General features: G+C 45.5%; 1 protein-coding gene. It reads left to right on the top strand.

Annotation, left to right across the window (positions count from 1 at the left end; genetic code table 11):
- Window positions 1-266: cation diffusion facilitator family transporter (locus A3774_RS16130; protein ID WP_156473747.1), on the top strand; the 266-nt coding region annotated here is incomplete at both ends.

The raw sequence follows: 266 nt of genomic DNA, 5'->3' as shown, positions 1-266 counted from the left end.
TACATGGTGGATAACAGGTTCTGTTAGTCTGCTCGCGTCAGTGATCGACTCACTGCTAGATATTGCAGCATCAGTGGTTAATTTATTGGTGGTGCGTTACTCACTGCAACCTGCTGACAAAGAACATACTTTTGGGCATGGTAAGGCGGAGTCGTTAGCTGCTCTAGCACAAGCTATGTTCATTTCAGGCTCTGCTTGCTTTCTTATCTTAAACGGCGTTGATCGTTTCTTTAGACCTCATGAATTGAACTCGCCTGAGCTTGGCA

Source organism: Neptuniibacter marinus (assembly GCF_001597725.1).
Taxonomy (GTDB): domain Bacteria; phylum Pseudomonadota; class Gammaproteobacteria; order Pseudomonadales; family Balneatricaceae; genus Neptuniibacter; species Neptuniibacter marinus.
Note: the sequence above shows the minus strand (reverse complement) of the source record. Positions and strands in the feature narration are given on the sequence as shown.